This is a genomic window from Mesorhizobium sp. M1217 (assembly GCF_040318275.1).
In the GTDB taxonomy this organism is placed as follows: domain Bacteria; phylum Pseudomonadota; class Alphaproteobacteria; order Rhizobiales; family Rhizobiaceae; genus Mesorhizobium.
The window spans coordinates 24,435-45,897 of sequence record NZ_JAMYMA010000030.1; the positions used below are offsets into that span (position 1 = coordinate 24,435).

Genomic DNA, 21,463 nt, shown 5'->3' on the forward strand with positions numbered 1-21,463 from the left:
GTCAACGCCCGTTCGCGCCCTTCAGGCGCGACTTGACGACCAGCGGCTGGATATAGGGCTCGAGCGACCTGAGCGTGTGCGCCAGCGCACCGCGCATCTCGTCGACCGTCGCCGCACCCGCCGCCATCATTTCGTGACGAGCCACCTCGTTGGTCAAAAGGAAATTCACGGCGCCGGCCAGCATATCGCGGTCGCGCACCAGCTTGGCGCCGCCACTGTCGAGCAGGCGCTGATAGGCCTCGCGAAAATTCTGGACGTTGCGGCCGGCAAGCACCGCTGTCTCCAGCATGGCCGGTTCCAGCGGGTTCTGGCCGCCCTCGGAAGTCAGCGAACGGCCGACAAAGGCAATTTCCGTCAGCCTCAGATAAAGCCCCATCTCGCCGATCGTGTCGCCGAGCAGAATATCGGTATCGGCGGTGATCCTGTCGCCCTTGCTGCGCTGCGCCAGCTTCAGGCCCATGCCGGAAATCTGGGCGGCCAGCTGCCCGGCGCGTTCGGGATGGCGCGGCACGATGATCGTCAAAAGCCCGTGGTGCCGCTTGTGCAGCATGGCGTGAACTTCGGCCGCGACCGCCTCTTCGCCGTCATGGGTCGAAATCGCCGCCCAGGTCGGGCGAGCGCCGATCTGGCGTTTCAGCGCCGCCAGTGCCCGTTCGTCGGCCGGCGGCGGCGCGGTGTCGACCTTGAGATTGCCGGACACGGTGACCGGCCGGGCGCCGAGCGAAAGGAAGCGCTCGCCATCGAGATCCGACTGGGCGACGACATGGGCGAGATTTTCGAACAATGCTTCGGCGATGTTGGCGCGCTTCTTCCAGGATTTGAAGGAGCGGTCGGACAGCCTGCCATTGACCAGAACCTGCGGCACGCGGCGGGCGCCGAGTTCCAGGATGGTCATCGGCCAGATCTCCGATTCGGCGATGATCGCCAGGTCCGGTTGCCAATGATCGAGGAAGCGGCTGACCGCCGGCTTGAGGTCGAGCGGCACATATTGGTGGATGATGCGGCCGCCCAGCCGTTCTTCGGCGACCTGCGCCGAGGTGACGGTGCCCGTCGTCAGCACGATGTTGACGCCGTAGTCGAGAATGCTCTCGACCAGCGGCACGACGGCGATGGTCTCGCCGACGCTGGCTGCATGGATCCAGATCACCGGGCCTTCGGGGCGCTCGCGTCCGGCGACGCCGTAGCGCTCGCGCCGGCGAATGCGATCCTCCTTGCCTCTGGATGTGCGCCAGGCGACATAAGGTCCGACCAGCGGGTAGGCGGCGGCCCCGGCGAAGCGGTATGCCGTCAGGAAGGCGCGCGCCCAGCGCATACTCATTTCGAACCGTCCACAAGGCGATAGGCCTCGGCGGTCGCGGCATTGAGCGAGGCCGTGACCTCCTGGCGCTTGCGTTCCATTTCCGCGGCGTCTGCGTTGGCCGGCACGAAGACAGGCGTGCCGACGACAATCGAGGAGCGGCCGAAGGGCAAGTTGATCGTCGTCTTGTCCCAGCTGCCCTCGATCACCTTGCGGCGGCTGGTGGCAATCGCGGCAGGCAGGATCGGCCGGCCGGACAGCCGCGCCAGGAGGACGACGCCGAGCCCCGCATCGCGCGGCGTGCCGTGGGGAATATCAGCAATCATGGCGACATTCTTGCCGGTGGCGAGCGACTTTTTGAGGGCGATGAGCGCCTTGGCGCCGCCCTTGTCGAGATGCCTTGCGCTTTCGCGCCCGCCAGAGCCGCGCACCGCCTCGATGCCGAATTTCTCGACCATCAGCGCGTTGAGCTCGGCATCGGCGCTGCGCGACACCATGGCAACCAGTGGCCGTCCCTTGGGATAATAGGCCGGCGTCAGCAGATGCTGGCCGTGCCAGAGCGCGATGATGCCAGGCTCGAGCTGCGCATAGGCGCCGCCGGAAAACTTCGCCGATCCGTCGACCATGCGGTTGGTCAGGCGGACAAGGCGGACGAAATACGCAAACAGCGCGGCAAGCGCATTCTTGACGAATCGCGACTGCGCCAGCGGTTCGCGGATCTTGCGCCAGAACGTCTTCGGCTTGCGACGTCTGACCGCCGACCGCGGGGCTGATCGCTTGACCGCTTCATGGTTCATCGATGTCAACCGGCAGCCTTGTTTTCGGGGTCGAGCAGGCGGTGCAGGTGAACGACGAAATAACGCATATGGGCATTGTCGACGCTGGCTTGCGCCTTGGCCTTCCAGACGGCGTGCGCCGATTGATAGTCGGGATAGATGCCGACTACGTCGAGCGCGTCGAGGTCGCGGAATTCGGTGCCGCCCAGCTTCTTGAGTTCGCCGCCGAACACCAGGTGCAAAAGCTGTTTCTTTCCGTCTTCAGCGGCCATGTCGATCCTTCACATATCGTGAGTTTGGGACAGGTCTAGACCAAAGCCGCCGACTTTGGAACTATTGATGATGGTCAATTGTCCAGCCCGGCGATGACGCCGGCGAGCACAGCGAGGAGTTCGCCGCTGCCGGCGGCAAGCGCGCCGTGGCGGATCACTTCGCCGGCATAGAGCGGCGCGCGGCCGTGCCGATCGAGCACGGCGCCGCCTGCCTCGCGCAGGATGAGGTCGGCCGCGGCGATGTCCCAGTCATGCGCGTTGGCCTTGACGAAGGTGGCATCGAGCTGGCCGCCGGCGATCATCGCCAACCTGTAGGCGAGCGAAGGAATATAGGGCACGCGCTTCAGCCGTTTGTGCCATTTCGCCGGCATCAGGTCGATCATCGCCTTCGGTCCGGCGATTTCGGCCGTTTCCGACGGCGGACGCACGCTGATGCGCTTGCCATTCAGGAATGCGCCCTCGCCCGGCAGCGCCCAATAGATTTCGCCCTTCGCCGGGCAGTCGAGCACGCCGGCAAGCGTGCGGCCGTTCTCGACCACCGCGACGCTGACGCACCATGTGGGCAGGCCTTCGAGGAAGCCGCGCGTGCCGTCGATCGGATCGACGACGAAGGTGCGGCGCGCGACAAGTCTTACCGGGTCGTCGACGGTTTCCTCCGACAACCAGCCATAGTCCGGCCGGGCCGCCAGCAAGGTCTCGCGCAGATATTTGTCGGCGGCGTGATCAGCTTCGCTGACCGGCGAGGTGCCGCCCTTCATCCATACTTGCGGATTGTTGTTGAAGTACTGCATGGCGATGAGCCCCGCCTCGCGGGCAGCGTCGCGCAGCAGCTGCAGGTCTTCAGTAGCGCCGGCCGAGACGGCCGGATCAAGCTCCGGCAAGGGTCATCCCTTCGATCAAAAGCGTGGGCGCGGCAGTGCCGAAATTGCGGTCGAGATCGCTCGCCGGAACCATGTTGAGGAACATCGTCTTCAAATTGGAGGCGATGGTCACCTCGGCAACGGGATAGGCCAGCTCGCCATTCTCGATCCAGAAGCCGGAAGCGCCGCGGCTATATTCGCCCGTCACCATGTCGACCCCCTGGCCGAACACTTCGGTGACGTAGAAGCCGGTCTCGAGCGACTTGATCAGCTCTTCCGGCGTGTTTTCCCCGGGCTCGATGGCGAGATTGGTCGACGATGGCGAGACCGACGAGCCGCTGCGCGAGCCGCGCCCATTGGTGACGAGGCCGAGTTCCCGCGCCGCCGAGGTCGACAGGAACCAGTGGTTGAGCACGCCCTTGTCGACCATGAACAATTTCTCGCCCTCGACGCCTTCGCCGTCGAAGGGGCGCGAGGCCTGGCCGCGGCGCCGGAGCGGCTCATCGGTGACGGTGATTGCGGCCGAAGCCACCTTCTTGCCCATCATGTCGCGCAGAAAGCTGGTCTTGCGCGCCACCGCGGCGCCATTGATGGCACCGGCGAGATGGCCGGCAATGCCGCGCGCGACGCGCGGATCGAACACCACGTCGACCGGCCCGGTCGCCGCCTTGCGCGCGCCAATGCGGCGTACGGCGCGCTCACCGGCCTTGCGGCCGATGTCTTCCGGCGCGTCGAGATCGGAAAAATGCTGGCGCGAGGAGAATTCGTAATCGCGCTCCATGCCGGTGCCCTCGCCGGCGATGACGCTGGTCGAGCGCGAAAAGCGCGACGCGACATAATGGCCGACAAACCCATGCGAAGTGGCGAGCACAAGGCCGCCGAGCCCGGCGCTGGCGCCGCTGCCGGCCGAATTGGTGACGCCCTTGACGGCAAGCGCCGCCGCCTCGGCGGCAAGGGCTGCTTCCTTCAACTGGTCCGCCGATACCTCGGTGGCGTCGAACAGATCGAGATCGCGCGGCTTTTTGACCAGCAAGGCCGGATCGGCGAGACCCTGATAGGGATCTTCGGGCGACACTTTGGCCATGGCGACGGCGCGCTCAGCCAGCATATTGGGGTCGGATGCCGCCGTTGCCGAAACGCTCGCCACCCGTCTGCCGACGAAGACGCGCAACGAGACGTCCTCGCTCTCGGACGCCTCTGTGCCTTCGACCTTGCCAAGCCGCACCGACACACCGGTTGAGCGGCCGCGTACTGCAACCGCATCGGCGGCATCGGCGCCGGCCCGTTTGGCAGCCTCGACCAGGGCCGCGACGCGGTCGGTCAGTTTCGCTGCGTCGAGCGTATCGGTCATGCGCATAATCCTGTTATTTCCGGCCGGCTGAAGGGCAGCCGCTGCTGCACCATCTATTGTCCCGATGCAGCTTCTGCAATGGGAGAAGGCGCAAAGCGGGGGCATCAAGCGCCTGAACAGGGCTGCCAGTGTCAGGCAGGTGAGCGGCAATGGCGAGATCGACAATCCCTCAGGAAGCGGCCACCGGCGTCCAGATCACGTCGTCGATCCTGAGCGCGCCGGTGGCGAGCATCACCAGCCGGTCGAAGCCGAGCGCCGCGCCGCTCGCTTGCGGCGTGATGGCGAGGGCGGCGAGGAAATCCTCGTCGATCGGATAGCGTTCGCCATAGACACGCTGCTTTTCGTCCATTTCGGCGGCAAAGCGCCGGCGCTGCTCGGCCGGATCGATCAACTCGCCAAAGGCGTTGGCAAGCTCGACGCCGCAGCAATAAAGCTCAAAACGCTCGGCGGTGCGTGGATCGTCGGCGCTCGGCCTGGCCAATGCCGCCTCCGAGATCGGATATCCGAAAAGAATGGTGGCGCGCCCCTGCCCCAGCGCCGGTTCGATTTTTTCGACCATCACCCGGCTGAACAGGTCGGCCCAATTGTCGTCGGGCGCGGTCCGCAATCCGGCCTGGACCAGGGCGGCATGCAACCCCGCGCGGTCGGTGCTGCCATCGGCTGCCACAGTCGCCAGCAGATCGATGCCGGCATGGCGCATGAAGGCTTCGGCGACGCTCAACCGTTCCGGCTCGGCGAACGGGTCGGCCTCGCGGCCGCGGAAGCTAAAACGCTTTGCGCCCGCCCGTTCGGCCGCCAGCGCGACGAGCTCGGCGCAATCGCGCATCAGGCTCTCATAGGCCTCGCCGACGCGGTACCATTCGAGCATGGTGAACTCCGGATGGTGCAAGGGGCCGCGCTCACGGTTGCGCCACACAGCAGCGAGGCTGAAGATGCGCTCCTCGCCGGCGGCAAGCAGCTTCTTGCAGGCGAATTCCGGCGAAGTGTGGAGGTAGAGCGGCTGGCGCTGCCCGTCCGGCCCGATCGCCTCGGTGGCAAAGGCCGACAGATGCGCTTCATTGCCGGGCGAGATCTGCAGGGCCGATGTCTCCACCTCCACGAAGTCACGGCGGGCGAACCAGTCGCGCATGCCGGCGGCAATGGCGTTGCGCAGGATCAGCCGCGGCCGGCGGTCGGCATGGACATGCGGCGTCCACCATGGCGAAGCGGCGGTCATCGGCTTCAGGCGAATTGCACAGAGGGCTGGCGATTGCGGCCAAGATGCGCTAGGCCGCACCCAACGGCCTCTCCAGCCGATTTGCGCCAACAAATTTTATCAGGATGGAAACCCGTGAAGGTCATCGCCAGCTCCTTACGCAAAGGCAACGTCGTCGAAAAGGACGGCAAGCTTTATGTGATCCTCTTTGCCGAAAACATTCATCCTGGCAAGGGTACGCCGGTCACCCAGCTCGACATGCGGCGTATCTCCGACGGGGTTAAAGTTTCCGAGCGTTACCGCACCACCGAGCAGGTCGAGCGCGCCTATGTCGAGGAGCGCGAGCACACTTTCCTCTACCAGGACGGCGAAGGCTTTCATTTCATGAACCCGGAGAGCTACGACCAGGTGGCGGTGCCGGAGAGCGTGGTCGGCGACATGGCGCCCTACCTGGTGGAAGGCATGCCGGTGCAGATCTCGCAATACAACAGCATCGCCATCTCGCTGGTACTGCCGCAGCGCGCCACTTTCGAGGTGGTCGAGACCGAGCCGGTGACCAAGGGCCAGACGGCGTCCTCGTCCTACAAGCCGGCAACGCTGTCCAACGGCGTGCGTACCCTGGTGCCACCACACATCAGCGCCGGCACCCGCGTGGTGGTGATGACGGCGGATGGCGCGTATGTCGAGCGCGCGAAGGATTGAGGCGCGAAGCCTGAAACGCCTCGCCCTAGCGCGCCGAGGCGGCCGGTCATCGTCGACCGCTTTGTGCCAGGGGGCTTTCGAGCATTGGGACGCGGCACGCAGACCGCAGCGTCAACGCCCGGCCAGTTCTTTCCTATTGCACGACGCCAGCGGGCAATCTTTGAGCCTCGAGCAACGCCGACCGTCCCTTTCGCCAGGTGCCAGGTGGAATGCCGACGAACTTTTTGAAGGCGCGATTGAAGGCGGCTCCCGACTCGTAGCCGACCTCGGCACCCGCTTGCGCAATGCTCATTTCGGGCCGTTCGAGCAAACGTCCCGCCAGTTGCAGACGCCAGCGAGCAAGATAGTGCATCGGCGAGACCTCGACATAGTGGGTAAAGCGGCTCGCAAACGCCGTGCGCGAGAGCCCTACTTCGCGGGCGAGCCGGTCCAATGTCCATTCCTCCCTGGGGCGAGCGTGGATGAGCCGGAGCGCCTCGCCGACATGTGGATCCCGTAGGCCTGACAGCCAGCCGCGCGAATCGCCGGGGAGGGTCTCGAGATGGCGGCGGATGATCTCGACAAACATCAGCTCGCTCAGCTTGGCGAGGATCGTTTCACCGCCCGCCCGCCCACTGCCACCTTCGGCCAGCGCCAGCCGAAACAGGTCGATAACCCAGCTGCTTCCATCGGCGGGCTTGCGGGCACACAGGATGGCCGGCAATGCAGCGAGGAGAGGATTGAAGGGACGTGCATCGCAGCCAAGATACCCGCAAATGAACCGGGTCCGCTCGTCTCCCCCGCCACCATGGATCACCGCGAACGGCAGGCTCTCGTCAATCGGCCGATAATACATCGCCATATTGGGTTCGCCCCGCGCTCCGGGCGAAGAGCTCAAGACGTTCGGAACACCACCGGGGAAGACAACGACATCACCGGCGTTCACGAGCACCGGGGGCACCGAATCGTCTGCCAGCGCGGCCCAGCACGAGCCCGACATCACGGCATGAAAAGAAATGATGTGCTCTGCCTCCGGCATGATGGCGGCGGCAATGTCGGCCGTGCCCGGCGACTCGCCGACCCAGGGAGAGCTGGCGTCGACGTCGAAATAGATCGCACCGGTGAGGCGAACGGCTCGGAGCACATCGGAAAGGACATCCATGCACTACACCTCCGGAAACGATCGGCTACTCCCTTTGACAACGAGTTTTTCGGCCAGGCATCTCGAACTATCCGGCAATACAGCCGCCCGAGCAACTACCCATCCGGTCTAATCCTACTCTGAACGATCGGGCAACAGAAATGGACGATGTGACATTTGCGGGAACAGCGGACGGGATTAGCGTTTCATCGACCGGCCGACAGGTCCAATAACAGGGAGGAATGTCATGCACGATGAAGACATCACCAAATTCGCAGCAAGCCTGCGGGGCGAAGTCATCCGGACCGGCGACGCCCGCTATGATGAGGCCCGCAAGCTCTACAACGGCATGATCGACAAGCGGCCGCTGATCATCGCCCGCTGTGTGGACGTGGCCGACGTGATCACAGCGGTGAATTTCGGCCGCGACAACAATTTGCTGGTTGCGGTACGTGGCGGCGGCCATAACGGACCAGGATTGGGGAGTTGCGACGACGGTCTGGTGATCGACCTGTCGGCGATGAACGGCGTGCGTGTCGATCCGGATGCCCGTACGGCGCGGGTGGGTCCGGGCTGCACTCAGGGCGACCTCGACCACGCAACCCATGCCTTTGGCCTGGCCGTACCGGCGGGCATCATCTCGACCACCGGGGTCGCCGGACTGACGCTGAGCGGCGGCCATGGCTATCTGACGCGCAAATATGGCCTGACCATCGACAATCTGGTCGAGGCCGATGTCGTGCTTGCCGACGGAAGCTTCGTCACCGCCAGCAAGGAGCGGAACCCTAGCCTGTTCTGGGCGCTTCGCGGCGGCGGCGGCAATTTCGGCGTCGTCACCAGCTTTGTGTTCAAGCTCCACCAGGTCAGCATGGTCTTTGCGGGGCCGATCGCATGGGATCAGCGCCAGGCCCGCACCATCATGCAGCATTATCGCGAGTTCCTGCCGCGCGCGCCCGAGGAACTCGGGATCTTCCTCGGGCTCAAGACGATCCTGTCGAGCGCACCGTTCCCGGAAGAGTTTTGGGGAAAGCGGATGTGTCTCCTGATGTGTTGCTACAACGGCCCGGAGGAAAAGGGCAGAGAGGCGCTGGCTCCGCTACTCGGTGCGCTCCCCGCGCCCTGGTTCAATTGGATGGGAATGATGCCCTATCCCGCGGTGCAGAGCATGTTCGATGGGCTCTATCCGAAGGGGATGCAGTGGTATTGGCGGGGCGATTTCGTCAAGACTCTGTCCGACGAGGCGATCGACGCTCATCTCGAGCAGGCGGCGAAGACGCCGAGCGAGCTATCGCTCATGCATCTCTATCCGATCGACGGCGCTGTCCATCGCGTCGGCAAAGACGAGACACCGTGGAATTACCGTGATGCGACCTGGTCGATGGTCATCGCTGGGATCGATCCGGACCCACAGAAAGCGGGGCCGGTGACGCGCTGGACCAAGGCCTACTGGGAGGCCGTGCATCCGTTCGATCTGGGTGGCGCCTACCTGAACTTCATGATGGATGACGAGGGCGAGGGAAGGCTCAAGGCGGCTTATGGCGATAACTACGAGCGCCTGGCCTCGCTGAAGAAGAAATACGACCCGAACAACCTCTTCCGGGTGAACCAAAACATCCGGCCGGCCGCTTGACGGCCGCCCTCGTCTGGCCAGCAAGTGTTGTATCGTACCGGCCGGGCCCGCTAAGGCCCGGCCGGTACGATAGGTTGCCGGTCAGGACGCTCGGCGGCCTACAAGCGCGATACTCGGCCGGGCTCGGCGACCATGTTCCATGAGCCATGTCTGACATGCGTCGAAGCGGTCGGCCCGCACGCTCAGGTCACCCGTAGCGCTGCTTCAACAGGCAAGTCCGGGAGCAGGCAATGCGGTCAACGGGTTATGCCTCAGCGACTGCTTCTCGCCAGGCCGATCGCGCCGGCAGCCTACCGACAATTTCACGCTTCGATGCGGACGTCCGACGTCACCACGACACCCTTCAGTCCTCCTCGAGGACCGGTATCCCCTTAAGAACTAGATAAATTAGCAGTTTCTTAATTGCCTTTGGAACTTTGTAGCTTGCGTTCCATTTTCAACCGCATGCGAGAGTCTGTGGTCCAAGGCCCGGGAATAACGGTGAACAGGTCACCGCCGCGCTACTCGCTGGTCCTGCCCGTATACAATGAAGAACAGGTGCTGCCTCGGCTGATCGAGCGGATCAGTTCGCTTATCGGCCGGCTGGACGGCGAAACGGAGGCCATCTTCGTCGATGACGGAAGCCGCGATGGAAGCGTCGAATACCTTCAAAAAGTGGTCGCCGCCGAGCCGCGCTTTCGGCTGATCGAATTTTCCCGCAATTTCGGCCACCAGGTGGCGATTACCGCCGGCATGGACGCCGCTGCGGGCGATGCCGTCATCGTCATGGATGCGGACCTGCAGGATCCGCCGGAAGTCGTTCTCGATCTGGTGGCTAAGTGGAAGGAAGGTTTCGAGATCGTCTACGCCCGCCGGGTCAAGCGCGAGGGCGAATCCTGGTTCAAGCGCTTTACGGCAAGTCTTTTCTATCGCCTGCTGGAGAAAATGACGTCGGTCGATATTCCGCGCGACGTCGGCGACTTCCGCCTAGTCGGCCGCAAGGCGCTGGAAACCTTCAAGCGTATGCCCGAACATGACCGCTTCGTCAGGGGCATGTTCGGCTGGATGGGGTTCAAGCAGACGGCCGTGCCATTTGAGCGCCACGCACGAACCCTGGGCCAGACCAAATACCCGTTCTGGAAGATGATGCACCTTGCGGTTCACGGCATCGTCAGTTTCTCCGAGAAGCCGTTGCGCCTGGCGCTCTGGGGCGGGTTGGTCATTTCCGCGCTTGCGGGGGTCTTTGGCGCCTACGCCATCTTTGCCTGGTTTTTTGAAACCGGGATCATTGCCGGGTGGACATCCACGGTGGTGATCGTGTCGCTCCTGTGCGGGATCAACCTTTTCATGACCGGCGTGGTCGGACTCTACGTCGGCAGCATCCACGCCGAGGTGAAACGCCGCCCGCTTTATGTCATCGATCGGCTCACCGGCTTCGACGAGTCGATGCGTGCCGCCTCCGGTGAGCGCCGCCGATCGTTTCACAAACCCAGGAGTGGAGTCCCCGCCAATGGCCGAACTCTTCGACAGCTATAAATCCAACTATGGCGAGGCGGTCGAAGGGTCCATCCGGTTTTCCGGACTCAGCCACGACTTCTTCCTTGTCGCCAAGGCGGATCTGCTGCGGCGTCTGGTCTTCGAGCGAAAGCTTCGGCAGGGTGGGTCGGCTGTAAGGGCGCTGGATGTCGGCTGCGGCGTCGGTTCGCTCCACCCCTACCTCGACGGTGCTTTCGACAGCGTCGATGGTTGCGATGTCTCGCAAGAATCGATTTTGCACGCCAGCCAACACAATCCGCGTGTGGCCTACAGGACCTGCAGCACTCAGGGGCTGCCTTACGAGGACGGCACGTTCGATCTGGCTTTCGCTAGTTGCGTCGTCCATCACGTTCCGCCCTCCTCCTGGCTCGATTTCTTCCTGGAAATGCGGCGCGTCGTACGGCCGGGCGGCGTCGCCTGCATTATCGAGCACAATCCCTACAATCCACTGACGCGCCTTGCTGTGTTCCGGTGTCCGTTCGATCACGACGCGGTTCTGCTCAACGCCGCCAAAGCGAGGTCCGTTTTTCAGGAAACAGGCTTCCGGGACATCCGCTCCGAGCATTTCCTGCTGCTGCCATCGGCAAGGCCCTTGGCCAGAAGGGTCGAGCGGGTATTCGCGCCTTTGCCGCTTGGAGCGCAGTATGCGTGTAGTGCGCGTGTCTGAGCGCCGTTCAACCGGCGACGCCGGGCTGAGGGTGCTGGCGCGCTTCGGGTCGGTCGGCATCGCCGCAACGATCCTTTATGCAGTGATGGCCACCGCTTTGGTAAAATGGCAACGGTTCGGCCTCTCGCCGGTCGGTGCCTCGCTCGCGGCTTACACCGCAGCCGCCCTGTTTTCTTATCTCGCGCATAAGTTCGTGACTTTCGCGTCGAGCGGATCGCATCGATCGGAAGCTCCGCGTTTTTTCTTGCTGACGGCGACAGGCTTCGCCGTTGCCTACGCGGCGCCGGCGGTTTTGACGGCCAAACTCGGCCTGCCGCCGATCATCGCCATTCTGGTTACATGCTTGCTTGTTCCAGCGGTCAATCTTCTCATGCTCGACCGGTGGGTTTTTGCGCAGCGAAGACCCGGCCAGCAACGTGATCGCCCGCCCTAACCCGGCTCAACAGGATCGAGCCGGAACGACAACAATTTGATGGCGCGCTTGTAGATGTTGCTGGCGGCCGAACTTGGCGGAATGCCGTCGAGGTAGTCGAAGGCGACATCGAGTATCCTGGCCTCGGCGAGGGCCGCCGTTGGAATGACGAACGAGACCGTTCGCGGCTCTTTGCCGGACAGCGTCACCGCATGCACCCGAACGCCATTCACCGAAATAATAATCCGCTGCGTGACCTGCGGCGGGCGAATGGCGGCGGCCATTTGCAGCGTGGCCGTCACACTGTCGTGGAGCGGCGGTATCTTCAGCCGAAGCCGCGAGGTCTCGCCTAGGGAATGGGTGCCGTCGGCAACGGGTCCCGACCAGCCGCAGACCCTCATGCCGGCTGCCTTTTTGGCTCCGTCGGACCGGAACGACACCGTCTCGCCTAGGGTATAGCTGCCGACCGCATCGCGATTGAGGCAGGTCGTCGTCCGGTCAATGTAATAGGCGCGATAATCGGCGTTGACATTCGGATTGAGAGCAAGCGCAAGAATGACGATTTCCGTTCCCGCCAGAACCGCCGCCAGCGCGTAGCTGGCAAGCCTGGCCCCGCGCAGATACCGGCCCGAAATGTCAGACCAGGGCAAGATAGCCTCCGATCCATGCCACGGTCATGAAATAACAGGCGCCCAGGAAGAGAGCCAGAGCCGCAAGAAAAGTCAGCTTCGACGCCGACGACAGCATGGCCAGCAATATTGTCAGAGGTGCAAGCCCAACGACGTATCTGACCATCGAGGCCAGGTTCGTGATCAGCGGCAGGATGATGCAGCAGGCGCAGAACAACGCGGCGCCATATTGCCTGCGAACCGCCAGAACCGCCGATAGCGCCAGTCCGATGAGTGCGGCGAGCGCGCTCCATTGCGGCGCCGTGGGCAGCCATCCAGTTGTCGGAACGGCCGAAAACCCGTCCCATATAAAGGCGAGCGGATTGCCCGGCACCCGTCCAAACGCGCGCTGCACGTGCAGGAAGGCAAAGCCGTCGCCGATGGTCAGATAGAGAAACAGGATGTAGGCGAATAGGCCGGCTGGCGAGATGAAGATGGCGACGAGCAGATCCGGTCGGCCAAGCAGCCAACGCGGGAACGACAGCGTCGATCCGCCCTTTGCGCGGTAATCCGTGAACATCTGAATGACGGTCGCGAATACAACGAGCACCCCGACGAGCCTGGTTGCCGACAGGAGAGCCGATGACAGTCCCGCAGCCAGATAGCTGGAGCGTTTGAGCGCCAGAAAAACGCACGAAGTCAGGAGTACGAAAAGAGGTTCGGTCAGGAAAGTCGTGAAGTGATAGGAGAACGGGCCGCTGAGCAGGAAGGCGCAATACAGAACATAAGCGCGCATGTTCTTCTCGAGCAGTGGCCACGCCACCAGACAGGCGGCATAGCTGCACGCAATCGATGTGATCGACGCGACGAGTATCGTCGGAAAGCGGAAAACAGACCGGATTGCCGCCACCAGCATCGGATAGAGCGGGAAGAAGCCCCAGCGTCCGACATTGCTCTGGCCTGGAATGGGAAAGCGCTCATAGCCGTGTTCGGAAATGCCGACATACCACGCGCAATCCCAGCGGCAGAGCGCCTGGGCATAGGCCGCGAAGCCGGGTTCTGCCGAAACCGAAGCAAATGCGGCATAGCGAATGGCCAGCCCACTGACGACGAAAGCCAACGGCACCGCGACGACGGCTACCGCAACAAAGCGGCCACCGGCGTTCGGACGCGCGACAGCTTCGAGCGCCAAAATCTGCCTCCACCCGTTCAATGGCAGGCGCCACTCAAAGCTAGATGACGCGCGCCCCGGCGAATTCAAGGCGTGCACGCGGCTCAAATTGGGGATACTGCTATCCGGCGCTTCTGAGCCAGACCAGCATCTCGCCGGGGTCGCGGTTGTGCCAGGCGAAATGCGGCACGGCGGCGAATTTCACTTCCTCGCCCGCCGGCGGTTCGGTGCGGTAGAGCCCCTTTCCAGTTTTCGAAAGTCTCCTTTTGGCAATCGCCGAAAGCGTGACGCCGGCGCCCAGACGGTTCGCTGCTTGTGTGCCTCGATCTCAGCCGTTCGCGGCAGAGCGATGCGGTGCCGTGGCTGGAATTCGACGCGCAAAAGTCCGCCGCGTATTTTGTGCGATTCCGTCAAGCTGTTGTACACGACAGTTTTGAACCCTGATGCCGCGCCCGCGTACTCGGCCCTTGAGAATCCTCCAGCCTTCGGCAACATGGCGGCAAGGTTGAGAGCATGAGGATGAGCAAGGTCATTTCCGCCGCATCGCGGCGTCAGTCGGCGCCGCGCAAGCCGCCGATGGCGCTGACCGAGGCGCTGGTCGCCCGCACCTTGCGGGCGGTCGAGGACGCCGGGCCGACGCCGGGCATGGTCTACATGACCGATGCCGATTACGCGCGCATTCGCGACGAGGTGCTGGCCGGCGCGCCGGCCGGGCCGGTGAAGCTGTTCGCCTATGGTTCGCTGCTATGGAAGCCGGCCGGCGAGGTCAGGGGTGGCGAACGGGCCGTAGCGACGGGCTGGCACCGTTCGTTCTGTTTTACGGTGCAGCGCTTCAGGGGCACGGTGGAGCAGCCCGGCCTGATGATGGCGCTCGACCGCGGCGGCCAATGCCAGGGGATGGTGTTCGAGATCGCCGAGCCAGTGGCGGCCAATCTCGAAGCGCTGCTGCGCCGCGAGATGACCATCCTGCCGGCCGTCAACGTGCCGCGCTGGCTGCAGGTCAGGACGGGCGACGGCATGGGCCAAGCGCTTGGTTTCGTTGTCGATCCCGCCAATCCGCGCTATGCCGGCAAGCTCGAAAAGCGAGCGATAGCGGCGACCCTGGCCACGGCCGTCGGCCATTGGGGTTCGGGCGCCGAATATCTGTTCGAGACCATTCGCCATCTCGACGCCTGCGGCATCCGCGACCGCAATCTCTGGCAGCTGCAGGAACTTGTGGCCGAGGAGATCGGCCGGGCGCCGCCGTCGGGCTTTATTCGTCCCTGAGCCAGACCAGCATCTCGCCGGGATCGCGGTTGTCCCAGGCGAAGTACGGCACGGCGGTGACTTTCGCTTCCTCGACCGCCGGCGGTTCGGTGCGGTAGAGCCCCTCTTCCCAGTTTTCGAAAGCCTCCTTCTTGGCAATAGCCGAAAGTGTCACGACGCCGCCCAGAAGGTTCGGCTGCTTGTGTGTCTCGATGTCGGCCGTTCGCGGTAGAGCGATGCGGTGCAGCTGGCTGGAATTGTCGGTCTCTTCGATGCAATAGATCAGCGGTCCGCGCGCCAGTGCGACGCGGCCGATATCCTGCCGCACCTGCGGGTTGGCGTAGAGGCGGTCGACCGCCATTTCGAGATCGAGCTCGACGCGGTCGCCCTTGCGCCATTCGCGGCGGATCGCGGCATAGCCGTCGCTGGTGATAGCAGCCAGATCGACATCGGCGCCGTTGACCTTGAGCGTTGCCTTGCGGCACCAGGCCGGCAGCCGCAGATGCAAGGTGAACTCGGTCGGCGCTTCCGGTTCGACGGAGATCGAGACCGCGCCGTCCCAGGGATAATTGCTGGTCTGGGTGAGCTCTATCTGCGCCCCGGCGATATCGAAACGAGCCGTGCCGTTTCCATAGAGGTGGACGGCAAGTGCTGTGTCCGACAGGCCATAGAAATAGCTGCCGATCGAGGCGACCATGCGCCCGACATTGGGCGGGCAGCACGGGCAGCGGTGCCATTTCCAGCGGTGGTGGGCGCCGCGGCTTTCGAGCGGATTTTCGTAGAAGAACAGCGAGCCATCGAGCGACAGGCCCGAGATCGAGCCGTTGTAGAGCGCCCGCTCCATGATGTCGGCGTAGCGCGCATTTGGGCCCATGCCGAGCATGCGGCTTGCCCAGAACACCAGGCCGACCGAAGCACAGGTCTCGGCATAGGCGGTGTCGTTGGGCAGGTCGTAATCGGCAGTGAAACCCTCGTTGTGCGACGATGGCCCGAGACCGCCAGTCACGTAAAGGTTCTTGGTCATGAGATCGTCCCACAGCCGGTCGAGCGCCACCCGCAGCGTGTCGTCGCCATATTCGGTGGCGATGTCGGCCATGCCCGAATAGAGGTACATCGCCCGCACCGCATGGCCGACGACCTTGTCCTGCTCGCGAACGGGCTTGTGCGACTGGTTGTATTCGTAGGTCTTGAAGTGATAGGCCTTCGGGTCGGCGCCGCGGGCGCGCGCCTCCTCGTCGAAATAATGCGGCTGCTGGCCGCGCTGATCGATGAAGTATTTGGCAAGCTCCATGTATTTGCGCTCGCCCGTCACCCGCGCCAGCTTGACCAGCGCCAGCTCGATCTCCTCGTGGCCGCAATAGCCCTTCTTCTTGCCGGGCTCGGGACCGAACGTCTCGGCGATATGGTCGGCATAGCGGCACATGATGTCGAGCAGCTTGCGCTTGCCCGTGGCCTGGTAATAGGCGACGGCGCCCTCGATCAGATGGCCGGCGCAATAGAGCTCATGGCAGTCGCGCAGGTTGGTCCAGCGCAGGCCCGGCTGGATGCGCTGGTACCAGCTCGACAGATAGCCGTCGGGCTGCTGCAGCTTGCCGTACATGTCGATGACGGCGTCGATCTTCTTCTCCAGCTCCTCGTTGCGGCGGCGGTAGAGCGAATAGGCGGCGGTCTCGATGGTCTTGCCCCAATCCGAGTCCCAGAACATCTGGGTGGTCACCGTCGATCCGGTGAATTCGTTGCCGGCGGTGGCCGCCTCGTCCGGCGACGGTGAGTGGAACGGAATGACGATGCCGGGCGACGGCCGGTCGGGATCGATCTGCTCGAGCATGCGCGCCTCGACGCATCGGTCGTAGAGGATGCCGGCGGTCTTGCTGGCAACGGCATCGACACGGTCGCCCCAGAAGCCGCGCACGTCGACCTGCGGTACCGGCAGCGGGCGGAATGCGAGTTTCGGCTTGGCGCCCTGACTGGCGGATGGCGATGCGGTCATCAATTTACTCCGGTTCGGTTCGATTGGTCACTTGACGGCCCCTGCCATCAGGCCGCGGATGTAGAAGCGCTGCAGCAGCAGGAAGAGCACCAGGCACGGCACCATCATCACGGTGACGCCGGCCTGCACAGCGCCCCAGTCGATGGCGCCGAAGCGGCCGGACTGCAGTGCGGTCATCATGATCGGCAGCGTGAATTTCGACTGGTCGGTCATCAGCACCAGCGCGGCCAAAAACTCGTTCCAGGCGCCGAGGAAGGCAAACAGCGCGATGGTGACGATGCCCGGCCAGACCAGCGGCAGCATGACCCTCAACAGCATGGTGACGTTGTTGGCGCCGTCCATGCGCGCGGCTTCCTCGATCTCGCGCGGCACCGCGTCGAAGGCGTTGCGCATCATGAAGATCGAGAACGGCAGCTGCAGCGTGACGTAGACGCAGACCAGCCCGGTCAGCGTGTTGTGCAGGCCGATCTTGGTCAGCACCAGGAAGATCGGCGTCAGGATCGACTGGAACGGGATCATGATCGTCGACAGGATGACGACGAAGAGCAGGTTCTTCAGCGGAAAACGGAAGCGCGAGAAACCGTAGCCGGCGAGCACGCTGACGATCACCGACAGCACCACCGTCATGACAGAGACATAGATGCTGTTTTGCGCCGGCAGCCACAGGCCATCGCCGAAGGTGTTGAGCGTGGCGTAGTTCTCGAGCGAGAACCCAGTTGTCGGCCAGGGCGGCAGCGGTGGCTGGCGCGCCTCCTGCGCCGGCTTGAACGCCGAAAGAACGGTCCAGACGATCGGCGCCAGGAACAGTATGGACGCGGTGATGCCGGTGGCGTGCTCGGCAATCTGCGTGCCGATGCGGCTCTTGCGGCTGCGGGCTAGCGCCATCAGTCGACCCCTTCCGGATTGCGCAGCAGCCGCAGCTGGATGAGGCTGAGCGCCACCAGGATGACCAGCAGGACCATCGAAAGGGCGGCGCCATAGCCGAGCTTGAACGACACGAAGGACTGGTTGAAGATCCAGTAGACGGCGGTCAGCGTCTGGTTGCGCGGCCCGCCGCGCAGGATGATGTAGAACTGGTCGAAGGCCAGGATCGAGCCGGCAACCGACAGGATCAGCGCCAGCGCCAGCGTGCGGCGCATCAAGGGCAAGGTGATGGCGCGAAACCGCGCGAATGGCCCTGCCCCGTCGATCATCGCCGCTTCCTGCAGATCCGGCGGGATCGACTGCAGGCCGGTCATCAGGATGATCATGGTGAAGCCCGCCACCTTCCACACCACCATGGCGATGATCGACCAGAAGGCCGGCTGGAAGGTCGCCAGCAGATTGAATTTCTTTTCGGTCAGGCCAAGCTCGAAAGCGGCCGGGCTGAACAGGCCGGAATCGACATTGAGCAGCCACGACCACAAAAGGCTCGCCGAGGCGAAGCCGATGACCGCCGGCATGAAGAAGGACGTCCGGTAGAAGCCGGTCAGCTGCCGCGGCCTTTCGATGAACAGCGCCAGCGGAAAGGCGACGGCAAAGATCGCGATCGTCACCACCACCGTGTAATAGCCGGTGAACTTCAGCGCGTTCCAGAAGCGGGTGTCGCGCAGGATCGCCCAGTAATTGTCGAGCCCGACAAAGCTGTGCGCGCCCATCAGCGGCCAGTTGTGCAGCGACATCCAGGCGGTCATGCAAAGCGGCACGATGAAAAAGACGACGACAAGGGCAACGGCCGGCGCGACATAGAGCAGGCCGATCCACTGCCGGCGCCCGGCGCCGACCAATTTGCGGGGGCGCGTCGGGGTGGCGGTGGTTGCTGTGATGGTGGTCATGCGCGGTTCTTGCGGTTGAATGGTTGCAAATCTTCGGTCTCCCGCCCCAAGTCAATCGCGTCTGGTTTGCGCTGCCCCTCATCGCCCTGCCGGGCACTTCTCCCCGTATAGTGACGGGGAGAAGGGTGCCTTCGCAAAGGATTTCGCCAACATCCCGCGTTGCAGAAAGGGTGCCAGGGTCGCGGCCAGCCCCTTCTCCCCGTCACTATACGGGGAGAAGGTGCCGGCAGGCGGATGAGGGGCGGTGCCGACATTAACAATCGGTCCTTCCAAGGTGAGTTGCGGGCGGTCTTCCGATGCAATGTCCGGCCACCCGCCCAGGGAGACAGGCGGGCGGCCGGAGCGCCGGCGCTTTACTTCTGCGGCGCCGAATCGATGATCGATTGCATGGTCTCCTGCGCATTGGCGATGGCGCCGTCGACGTCTTCGCCGAAGAAGACCTCGTTCATCATCTGGTTCCACGGACCGTTGGCCGAGTTGATCAGATCGTTGAACACCACCGAATAGGGCGTGCGGCCCTTGGCCATGGCTTCGGCGGCGACCTTGTAGCGCGGGTCGAGGTCCTTCAGCGCCTCATTGGCGATGTCGCCGCGCACCGGCAGGCTGCCGTATTTCGCCAGGATCGTCTGGCCCTCGAGCGAATAGGCGAAGTCGAGGAACTCCTTCACCACCGCGACCTTGGTGGTGCCCTTGGTGACGACGAAATTATCGCCGCCGGCAAACGACGACCAGCTGCCATCCTTGCCGGGCAGGAAGGTGATGCCGTAGTCGATGTCGGGATATTGCGTGTTGAGCGCGCCGATGGCGAAGGCGCCGGACGGCGAGATGCCGATATTGCCGGTGGCGAAGGCGGCGAAGAAGTTGGAGCCGGTGTCGGTCTGCGCGCCTGAAGGCACCAGGTCCTTCTTGACCATCGAACGGTAGAGGTCGATGGCGCCGCGCATCTGCGGCGTGTCCAGCGTCGCTTTCGAGCCGTCCTCCGTCAGGATATCGCCGCCCGAGGCCCAGATCAGCGGCGTGAAGGTGAAGATGTTGCAGCCGCCGCAATTGCCGGAGAAGTAGAAGCCCTTGATGTCGCCGCCGAGCGCATTGACTTTTTCGGCATCGGCTTCGATTTCGGCCCAGTTTGTCGGGCCCTTTTCCGGGTCGAGGCCGGCCTGCTTGAACAGCTTCTTGTTCCAGATCAGCACCGAGCTATCGGCCGAGAACGGCAGCCCGTAGATGCGGCCCTTATAGGTGCCGGTCTTGACATGCGCCGGCGACAGGCTGGCGAAATAAGGCAGCGATTTCGCCCAGTCGGTGATGTCTTCCAGCTGGCCGGCGGCAGCGAAGGACGGCGTATAGATCAGGTCGAGCGACAGCGCATCGGGTGCCGTGCCGCCGGCGGCGGCCGCGCCGTATTTCGGGATGATCTCGGCATTGGGGATGATGTCGAGCTTGATCTGGTTCTGATGCCCCTTGTTGAAGGCGTCGACGATGCGCGGCATGAAGTTCGAGCCGTCGGCGCGAACCCAGATGTTGGCGGTGTCGGCGGCGGCCGAGCCGACCGTCGCCAGCGTGCCGAAAATGCTCGCGGCGATGGCGAGCCCGGTAATGGTGGTTCTCATGCTTCTCCTCCACATGGTTTTAATTTAGCGTCTTAATTTAGCCGCGCCCCCAAGCGGGTGACTATCGACACGGCCCGTTTCGTTCAGCCGTCCGGCGGACGGCCGCATGACTGACGCACCACCAGCCGGCACGGCAGTTTTCTAATGCCCGGCAAAGCGGGTTCGCCGCCGACGAGCGAAAGCAGGGCAAGGCCGGCCTCGCGGCCAAGTGCTGCGAGATTCATGTCGACCGAGGTCAGCGGCGGGCGGGTCGCCTCGGCGACGATCTGCCAATTGTCGAAACCGATGACGCCGACATCGTCCGGCACGCCGATGCCGCGCTCGCGCAAGGCGTCGATGACGCCGCGCGCAATCTGGTCGTTGCCGCAGAAGACGGCATCGGGTTTCTCGCCGCTCCCATCGGGACCCTGGCCGTCGAACAGCTTTTTGACCGCCTCGTGCCCCCAGGCTTCCGACCACGGGCCGAGCAGCGGCTCCATGACCGGCAGGCCGTTCTCGATAAGGACATCGGTGTATGCCTGCGCCCGCGCGTGCACCGTGGCAAAGCTCGTCGGCCCGCTGACATGGGCGATGCGCCGCCGCCCGAGCCGGCAAAAATGCTCGACCGCCAGCCGCGCCCCGCCGGCATCATCGGACACGAAAGCGATGGCGCCGGGATCGGGCTGGGTAAAGGCATAGATCGCAGGAATGCGGAGATTGGCGAGGTCGACCGGCAGATGGCGGTCGATGCGCTTGCCGGTGGCGATGATGCCGTCGACGCGCTTGTCGAGCATGGCATCGACATGCAGCTGGGCGAGCCGCGGGTCGTCCTCGACATTGCACAGGAACACCGAGACGCCGGCATCGACCAGCGCATCGGAAACGCCGGCCATCAGTGGCAGCGAAAAGCGGCCATAGGTGTCGTTGGTCAACAGCCCGACGGTAAAACTGCGCCTGCGCAAAAGGCTCTGCGCCAGGCTGTTCGGACGAAAGCCAAGCCGCTGCGCCGTCTCGCGAATGCGCGTCCGCGTCTCGGCGGTCATCCGCCCCTGCCCGTTCAGCGCTTTTGACGCGGTGGCAACGCTGACGCCGGCAAGCGCCGCCACCTCACGCAGGGTGACGGGCTGGTTGGCAGGCTGCGCATCGGACGCCAGGATATCGATCCTCCCATTTGAGAAAAGCTTTTCTCTTATGGCCCTGCGAGGCGCTGGGTGGTGAGGTCAGCGGAGGCCGGGCGAGTTGGGAAAAGGTT

Annotated in this window: 21 protein-coding genes; 6 read left to right on the forward strand and 15 right to left on the reverse strand. The window is 63.8% G+C overall.

The genetic code is table 11. From position 1 onward, the window contains the following. Position 1 precedes the first annotated feature (1 nt). The 6 genes from waaA to epmA form a co-directional block, all read right to left on the reverse strand. Positions 2-1,318 (reverse strand): lipid IV(A) 3-deoxy-D-manno-octulosonic acid transferase, encoded by a 1,317-nt coding sequence (gene waaA / locus NKH37_RS31895; RefSeq protein ID WP_023717167.1) that lies wholly within the window; start codon positions 1,316-1,318, stop codon positions 2-4. Beyond that, a complete protein-coding gene (locus tag NKH37_RS31900) occupies positions 1,315-2,094 on the reverse strand; it encodes a lysophospholipid acyltransferase family protein (protein WP_023717166.1) in 780 nt (259 codons plus the stop codon). Before NKH37_RS31900 ends, waaA begins: the two co-directional genes overlap by 4 nt. Before the next feature lie 5 nt (positions 2,095-2,099). Continuing rightward, positions 2,100-2,345, reverse strand: coding sequence for a DUF4170 domain-containing protein (locus NKH37_RS31905; protein ID WP_023717165.1), 246 nt, complete (start codon positions 2,343-2,345; stop codon positions 2,100-2,102). A gap of 74 nt (positions 2,346-2,419) precedes the next feature. Next, positions 2,420-3,226, reverse strand: coding sequence for a 3'(2'),5'-bisphosphate nucleotidase CysQ (locus NKH37_RS31910; RefSeq protein ID WP_023717164.1), 807 nt, complete (start codon positions 3,224-3,226; stop codon positions 2,420-2,422). After that, positions 3,213-4,556, reverse strand: coding sequence for a TldD/PmbA family protein (locus NKH37_RS31915; protein WP_023717163.1), 1,344 nt, complete (start codon positions 4,554-4,556; stop codon positions 3,213-3,215). The genes NKH37_RS31910 and NKH37_RS31915 overlap by 14 nt, the downstream gene beginning before the upstream one ends. Before the next feature lie 169 nt (positions 4,557-4,725). Continuing rightward, positions 4,726-5,772 (reverse strand): EF-P lysine aminoacylase EpmA, encoded by a 1,047-nt coding sequence (gene epmA, locus NKH37_RS31920; RefSeq protein WP_023717162.1) that lies wholly within the window; start codon positions 5,770-5,772, stop codon positions 4,726-4,728. Between the two features lie 114 nt (positions 5,773-5,886). Here epmA and efp point away from each other — a divergent pair, with 114 nt between their 5' ends. After that, positions 5,887-6,453, forward strand: coding sequence for an elongation factor P (efp, locus tag NKH37_RS31925; RefSeq protein ID WP_023717161.1), 567 nt, complete (start codon positions 5,887-5,889; stop codon positions 6,451-6,453). A gap of 133 nt (positions 6,454-6,586) precedes the next feature. On the opposite strand, the gene NKH37_RS31930 is transcribed toward efp, so the two are convergent. Continuing rightward, a complete protein-coding gene (locus NKH37_RS31930; RefSeq protein WP_352481290.1) occupies positions 6,587-7,594 on the reverse strand; it encodes an AraC family transcriptional regulator in 1,008 nt (335 codons plus the stop codon). A 226-nt stretch (positions 7,595-7,820) separates the two neighbouring features. Here NKH37_RS31930 and NKH37_RS31935 point away from each other — a divergent pair, with 226 nt between their 5' ends. The 4 genes from NKH37_RS31935 to NKH37_RS31950 all read left to right on the forward strand — a co-directional run bounded on the left by NKH37_RS31935 (position 7,821) and on the right by NKH37_RS31950 (position 11,818). Then, a complete protein-coding gene (locus tag NKH37_RS31935) occupies positions 7,821-9,203 on the forward strand; it encodes an FAD-binding oxidoreductase (RefSeq protein WP_352845198.1) in 1,383 nt (460 codons plus the stop codon). Between the two features lie 444 nt (positions 9,204-9,647). Continuing rightward, positions 9,648-10,718 (forward strand): glycosyltransferase family 2 protein, encoded by a 1,071-nt coding sequence (locus NKH37_RS31940; protein ID WP_156948034.1) that lies wholly within the window; start codon positions 9,648-9,650, stop codon positions 10,716-10,718. Next, positions 10,693-11,385, forward strand: coding sequence for a class I SAM-dependent methyltransferase (locus NKH37_RS31945; protein WP_023717157.1), 693 nt, complete (start codon positions 10,693-10,695; stop codon positions 11,383-11,385). The genes NKH37_RS31940 and NKH37_RS31945 overlap by 26 nt, the downstream gene beginning before the upstream one ends. A 31-nt stretch (positions 11,386-11,416) precedes the next feature. Further along, a complete protein-coding gene (locus NKH37_RS31950; protein ID WP_352950991.1) occupies positions 11,417-11,818 on the forward strand; it encodes a GtrA family protein in 402 nt (133 codons plus the stop codon). On the opposite strand, the gene NKH37_RS31955 is transcribed toward NKH37_RS31950, so the two are convergent. The 3 genes from NKH37_RS31955 to NKH37_RS31965 form a co-directional block, all read right to left on the reverse strand. Continuing rightward, positions 11,815-12,447, reverse strand: a complete 633-nt coding sequence (locus NKH37_RS31955) for a hypothetical protein (RefSeq protein ID WP_023717155.1) — start codon at positions 12,445-12,447, stop codon at positions 11,815-11,817. The two genes, NKH37_RS31950 and NKH37_RS31955, sit on opposite strands and share 4 nt — an antisense overlap. Continuing rightward, entirely contained in the window at positions 12,434-13,597 is a 1,164-nt protein-coding gene (locus NKH37_RS31960; protein ID WP_023717154.1) for a putative hexosyltransferase, read from the reverse strand. The genes NKH37_RS31955 and NKH37_RS31960 overlap by 14 nt, the downstream gene beginning before the upstream one ends. A gap of 100 nt (positions 13,598-13,697) precedes the next feature. Next, positions 13,698-13,781 carry a hypothetical protein gene (locus NKH37_RS31965; RefSeq protein WP_353006844.1) on the reverse strand — a complete coding sequence of 28 codons (84 nt, stop codon included), beginning with the start codon at positions 13,779-13,781 and terminating at the stop codon, positions 13,698-13,700. 314 nt (positions 13,782-14,095) lie between these two features. On the opposite strand from NKH37_RS31965, the gene NKH37_RS31970 reads away from it, so the two are divergent. Then, a complete protein-coding gene (locus NKH37_RS31970) occupies positions 14,096-14,842 on the forward strand; it encodes a gamma-glutamylcyclotransferase (protein WP_352818344.1) in 747 nt (248 codons plus the stop codon). Here the strand turns inward: NKH37_RS31970 and NKH37_RS31975 are convergent. The 5 genes from NKH37_RS31975 to NKH37_RS31995 all read right to left on the reverse strand — a co-directional run bounded on the left by NKH37_RS31975 (position 14,829) and on the right by NKH37_RS31995 (position 21,365). Continuing rightward, on the reverse strand, positions 14,829-16,811 hold the full coding sequence (locus NKH37_RS31975) for a glycoside hydrolase family 127 protein (RefSeq protein WP_353042324.1): 1,983 nt from the start codon (positions 16,809-16,811) through the stop codon (positions 14,829-14,831). The genes NKH37_RS31970 and NKH37_RS31975 overlap by 14 nt on opposite strands. Before the next feature lie 27 nt (positions 16,812-16,838). Beyond that, positions 16,839-17,696, reverse strand: a complete 858-nt coding sequence (locus NKH37_RS31980) for a carbohydrate ABC transporter permease (protein ID WP_352909517.1) — start codon at positions 17,694-17,696, stop codon at positions 16,839-16,841. Further along, positions 17,696-18,625 (reverse strand): carbohydrate ABC transporter permease, encoded by a 930-nt coding sequence (locus tag NKH37_RS31985; protein WP_353006815.1) that lies wholly within the window; start codon positions 18,623-18,625, stop codon positions 17,696-17,698. Before NKH37_RS31985 ends, NKH37_RS31980 begins: the two co-directional genes overlap by 1 nt. A 353-nt stretch (positions 18,626-18,978) precedes the next feature. Next, the gene (locus tag NKH37_RS31990) at positions 18,979-20,232 is read right to left on the reverse strand and encodes an ABC transporter substrate-binding protein (protein ID WP_353006818.1); all 1,254 of its coding nucleotides are present in this window, start codon (positions 20,230-20,232) and stop codon (positions 18,979-18,981) included. 83 nt (positions 20,233-20,315) lie between these two features. Beyond that, positions 20,316-21,365, reverse strand: a complete 1,050-nt coding sequence (locus NKH37_RS31995) for a LacI family DNA-binding transcriptional regulator (RefSeq protein WP_353006847.1) — start codon at positions 21,363-21,365, stop codon at positions 20,316-20,318. Positions 21,366-21,463: the final 98 nt, after the last annotated feature.